This is a genomic window from uncultured Cellulomonas sp., assembly GCF_963527515.1.
GTDB lineage: Bacteria > Actinomycetota > Actinomycetes > Actinomycetales > Cellulomonadaceae > Cellulomonas.
Map to the genome: position 1 here is coordinate 1 of NZ_CAURTV010000176.1, position 4,401 is coordinate 4,401.

Below are 4,401 nucleotides of genomic sequence, written 5' to 3' on the forward strand. Positions count from 1 at the left end.
CCCCCGGGTACGGCGGCCCGGCAGCACCTCCGCCGCCCGCCCCCGGGTACGGCGCTCCCGTCCCGCCGCCGCCCGCACCACCCACCGCTCCGCCGCCCCCTCCGTCGTGGGCGACGGGTGGAGGCGACACCCCCTGACACCACCGTGTCGGCGCCGTGTCGGGGTCCTGTCAGCGGGGTTCCCCAGCCTGGGGGCATGACATCAACCGACCTGGTGATCGAGGCTGACGGCCTCGTCAAGCACTTCGGCGAGACCAAGGCGCTCCAAGGCGTCGACCTCGCCGTCGCTCGCGGCACCGTCCTCGGCGTGCTCGGCCCCAACGGCGCCGGCAAGACGACCGCGGTCCGCATCCTGTCCACCCTCCTCGTGCCGGACGCCGGGCACGCCCGCATCGGCGGCTTCGACGTGGTCAAGGACGCCGAGCGTGTCCGCCAGTCGATCGGCCTCACGGGCCAGTACGCGTCGGTCGACGAGGATCTCTCCGGCCGGCAGAACCTGGTGCTCTTCGGCACGCTGCTGGACCTGGGACGGGTCGGCGCCCGCGCTCGCGCCGCCGAGCTGCTGGAGTGGTTCGACCTGACCGCCGCGGCCGACCGGCCGGCCAAGACCTACTCCGGGGGCATGCGTCGCCGGCTCGACCTGGCGGCGAGCCTGGTCGGGCGGCCGGACGTCATCTTCCTCGACGAGCCGACGACCGGCCTGGACCCCGCCAAGCGCGAGGACATGTGGGACGTCGTCCGCTCGCTGGTCACGGACGGCTCGACGGTCCTGCTCACCACGCAGTACCTGGAGGAGGCGGACGCCCTCGCCGACGAGATCACGGTCATCGACCACGGTCGCGTCATCGCGCACGACACCCCCGAGGGCCTCAAGCGGATCGTCGGCGGGCAGACCCTCGAGGTGCGCCCGTCGGACCTGGCCCGCATGGGGGAGGCGGCGACGATCCTCGGCCAGGTGACCTCCGGGTCGGCGCCGGAGGAGATCCGCAAGGGCGTCCTCGCGGTCCCCGTGCAGGACGACTCCGCGCTGACCGCCACGGTGTCCCGGCTGGCGAGCGCCGGCATCGGCGTCACCGAGCTGTCCCTGCACCTGCCCAGCCTGGACGAGGTGTTCTTCTCCCTCACCGGCCGCACGGCCTCCGAGGATGACACCACCGAGACGAAGGAGGTGGCCTGATGACCACGCTCACCGAGCACCGCACCCCGCGCGCCGTCCCCACGTCGGCCGCCACCGTCATGCGCAAGCCGTTCCCGCTCGTCCGGCACTCGCTGTCGCTGGCCAAGCGGAGCCTGATCAAGACGTGGCGCACCCCCGAGGCGCTCATCGACGTCACGCTGCAGCCGGCGATCTTCCTCGTGATCTTCGTCTACATCTTCGGCGGGGCGGTGGCGGGGGACACGCACGCGTACCTGCAGTTCCTCCTGCCGGGCATCCTCGCGCAGACCATCGCGACCGGGGCCATCGCCATCGGCGTCAACCTCAACACCGACCTGGAGAAGGGCATCTTCGACCGGTTCAAGTCGCTGCCCATCCCGAGGTCGGCGCCGCTGATCGGTGCCGTGCTCGGGGACGTGGTCCGCTACGTGATCGTCACCGTGATGACGCTCGGCATCGGTTACCTGATGGGCTTCCGTATCCTCACCGACCCGCTCAGCGCGGTCGCGGGCTCCCTGCTCGCCGTGCTGTTCGCGCTGTCCCTGTCCTGGGTGTCGGTGTTCGTCGGCATGAAGGTGCGGACCTCCGGCGCAGTGCAGGGGATCATGTTCCTGATCATCATGCCGCTCAGCTTCGCGTCGAACGTGTTCGTGCCGGCGACGACGCTGCCCGGCTGGATGCAGAGCTTCGTCGCGTGGAACCCGCTCACCCACCTGGTCGCGTCCATGCGCGGGCTGTTCCTGGGCGAGCCCATCGGCAACAGCGTCTACTGGACGCTGGCGTGGTGCGTCGGGCTGGTCGCGGTGTTCCTGCCGCTGGCCATGCGGGCGTACCGCCGCAAGGTCTGACCCCGACCGGATCCGGGGAGCACGCTCAGCCGAGGTCGGCGGTGAGCTCCCGGATCCGGTCGGCCGCGTCCGTCGACGACCGCGCGCGCCACGGTTCCTGCAGGCGCTCGCGGTCGTCGTCGTCGCCGAGGGCGCCGGCCAGCGGTCCGTCGATCCCCAGCTGGAAGAGCATCACGAGGTTGGCGCCGAGCCGGACGCCCGCCGCCCACAGCTCGCGGGCCAGCCCGGCGTCACCGCGCTGCGCCGCCAGCTCGGCGGCACCGAGCCCGAACGACCCCAGCACCGGCATGTCCGTGGTCACCTTCGCCTCGGGCGCGGCGGCGGCGATGAGGTCGACCGCCTTGGCCACGCACGCGTCGGCGAACGACGGCTGCATCGCGGCCACCCGCAGGTGCACCACCGCAGTGGCCACCCGGAACGCGATCCGCACCTGGGGCACGGTCACGGCCATCGTGCCCACGACCGCGGTCGCAGCGTCCGCGGCATCGAGCGCGTCCTGGGCCTTGCCGGACCGGCACGCGACGTGCGCGAGCCCCAGCAGCGCCTGCGCGGCGTCGACGTCATCGACCTGCGACGAGGTCGTCACCTCCCGCAGCCGCGCGAGGGCGTCGTCGTCGCCGCCGAGTGCCTGCTGCACGTCGAGCATCACGCGGATGCTGCGCACGTCCTGCATCGCGCCGACCAGCTCGAGGTGGCGCAGGCTGCGGACCAGCCACTCCTGCGCGTCCGGTTCTCCCCGGGCGCTCTGCCACTGGCCCACGCCCTGCGCGGCCATGCCCATGCCCCAGTGGTCGCCGATCGACTCGAACGCCCGGTAGGCCGCGCGCGCGTCGGTGCTGGACGTCTCCGGGTCGCCGGCGTTCTCCCGCGCCGCGGCCCGCATGAACAGCCCGAGACCGTGCAGGAAGCCGTCCTCCTGCTCCGCCAGGTGCTCCGCGGCGGCGTAGGTGACGGACGTGTCGGACGAGACGAGCGCCGGCATCGTGGCGACGAGGGCGGAGATGCGCGGGGAGATCTGCGTGGGCCGCTCGGCGGTCAGCAGCCGGATCACCCGACCGCCGAGCGCCGGCAGCCGCTGGGAGATCATGACGCCGGCGTTCACCGCGGAGAACAGGCAGGTCGCCGCCAGGCGGTCGGCGTCGGGCAGCGGCCGGCCGGAGGCGGTCCCCACGTAGAGAGGGGAGGTGCGCCGGGCCGCCGGGTCGTCCGCGAGGAGCATCCGCTCGGCCCACTCGATGACCTCGACGTGCAGGCCGCGCACGCTCCACAGGTGGAACAGGGCGACGGCGATGTCCACGGCACCCACGGGGTCGTCGTGCTCGACCGCCCAGCGCAGCGCAGCCAGGAACGTCTCCTGCTCGGCCGCGCAGTCGTCGAACGCGCGCACCTGGGCGGAGCCGACGAAGCCGGCGGCCAACCGGACCGCTTCGGCGGCGGACCAGCGCACCAGCCCGGCCATGGCCTCGTCCCGGTCCCCGGCCGCGTCCAGCCGTGCCTCGCCGTACTCCCGGACGGTCTCGAGCATCCGGTACCGCGCCGGACCGCCGTCGTGGTCGTCGAGCGCGAGCAGCGACTGCTCGACCAGCGTCGCCAGCCCGCGACGGACGGCCGGTGCGGGCGAGCCCGCGACGGTGACGGCTGCCTCGGCCGTGAACGGTGCGGGAAGGACGGCGAGCCGCTGGAACAGGTCGCGGTCGGGCGGGTCCAGGAGCTCGCGGCTCCAGTCGACCATCGCCCACAGGCTCGCGTGGCGCTCCGGCAGGCCGCGCAGAGCGTCGTCCAGGAGCGCGAACCGGTCGCTCAGCCCGTCCAGGACGTCCTCGACCGCCATCGACCGCAGCCGGGCGGCCGCCAGCTCGAGCGCCAGCGGCAGGTTGTCCAGCCGGTGGCACAGCTCGCGCGCCCGCTCCGGGTCCCAGCCGACGGTCGCTCGGCCGGCGCGCGCACGGGACTCGAGCAGCTCCAGGGCGTCGGCGTCGGGGAGGGCCAGCAGGCGGTGCACGGACTCGCCGACGAGGCCGAGCGGTGCGCGGCTCGTCGCGAGCACCACCACGTCCGGCGACGCGACGGCCAGCAGGTCGCCGACGACGACGGCCGCGGCGTCGAGGACGTGCTCGCAGTTGTCCAGCACGAGGAGCCCGTCGAGGTCCTGGGCCGCGAGCCGCAGCCGGTCCTCGGGGGTGAGCAGTCGGCGCTCGGTGGGCTGCTCGGGACGCGTCGCGGCTGTGTCCGAACCGCCGATCGCGGCGAGCACCGCGGGCAGCACCTCCCCGGGTGCTCGCAGGCCGGCCAGCTCGACCACGCGGACGGGCCGGCCGGCGGCCACCGCCCGGCGCGCGACCTCTCCCGCCAGCCGGGTCTTGCCGGCACCGCCGGTGGCCACGACGGTGACCAGCGC

The 4,401-nt window shown here is 73.9% G+C and carries 3 protein-coding genes; 2 read left to right on the forward strand and 1 reads right to left on the reverse strand.

From position 1 onward, the window contains the following. Positions 1-195: 195 nt before the first annotated feature. Together RYN42_RS19880 and RYN42_RS19885 are read left to right on the forward strand one after the other, a co-directional pair. On the forward strand, positions 196-1,176 hold the full coding sequence (locus RYN42_RS19880; protein ID WP_315099269.1) for an ATP-binding cassette domain-containing protein: 981 nt from the start codon (positions 196-198) through the stop codon (positions 1,174-1,176). Next, a complete protein-coding gene (locus RYN42_RS19885) occupies positions 1,176-2,003 on the forward strand; it encodes an ABC transporter permease (protein WP_315099272.1) in 828 nt (275 codons plus the stop codon). Before RYN42_RS19880 ends, RYN42_RS19885 begins: the two co-directional genes overlap by 1 nt. A 25-nt stretch (positions 2,004-2,028) precedes the next feature. On the opposite strand, the gene RYN42_RS19890 is transcribed toward RYN42_RS19885, so the two are convergent. Next, the coding region (locus RYN42_RS19890) for a transcriptional regulator (RefSeq protein WP_315099275.1) at positions 2,029-4,401 on the reverse strand (2,373 nt) is incomplete at its 5' end.

Bases quoted from the DNA above. Each gene is read 5' to 3' on its own strand.
- RYN42_RS19880 (WP_315099269.1), top strand. From the start codon at position 196: ATGACATCAACCGACCTGGTGATCGAGGCTGACGGCCTCGTCAAGCAC.
- RYN42_RS19885 (WP_315099272.1), top strand. From the start codon at position 1,176: ATGACCACGCTCACCGAGCACCGCACCCCGCGCGCCGTCCCCACGTCG.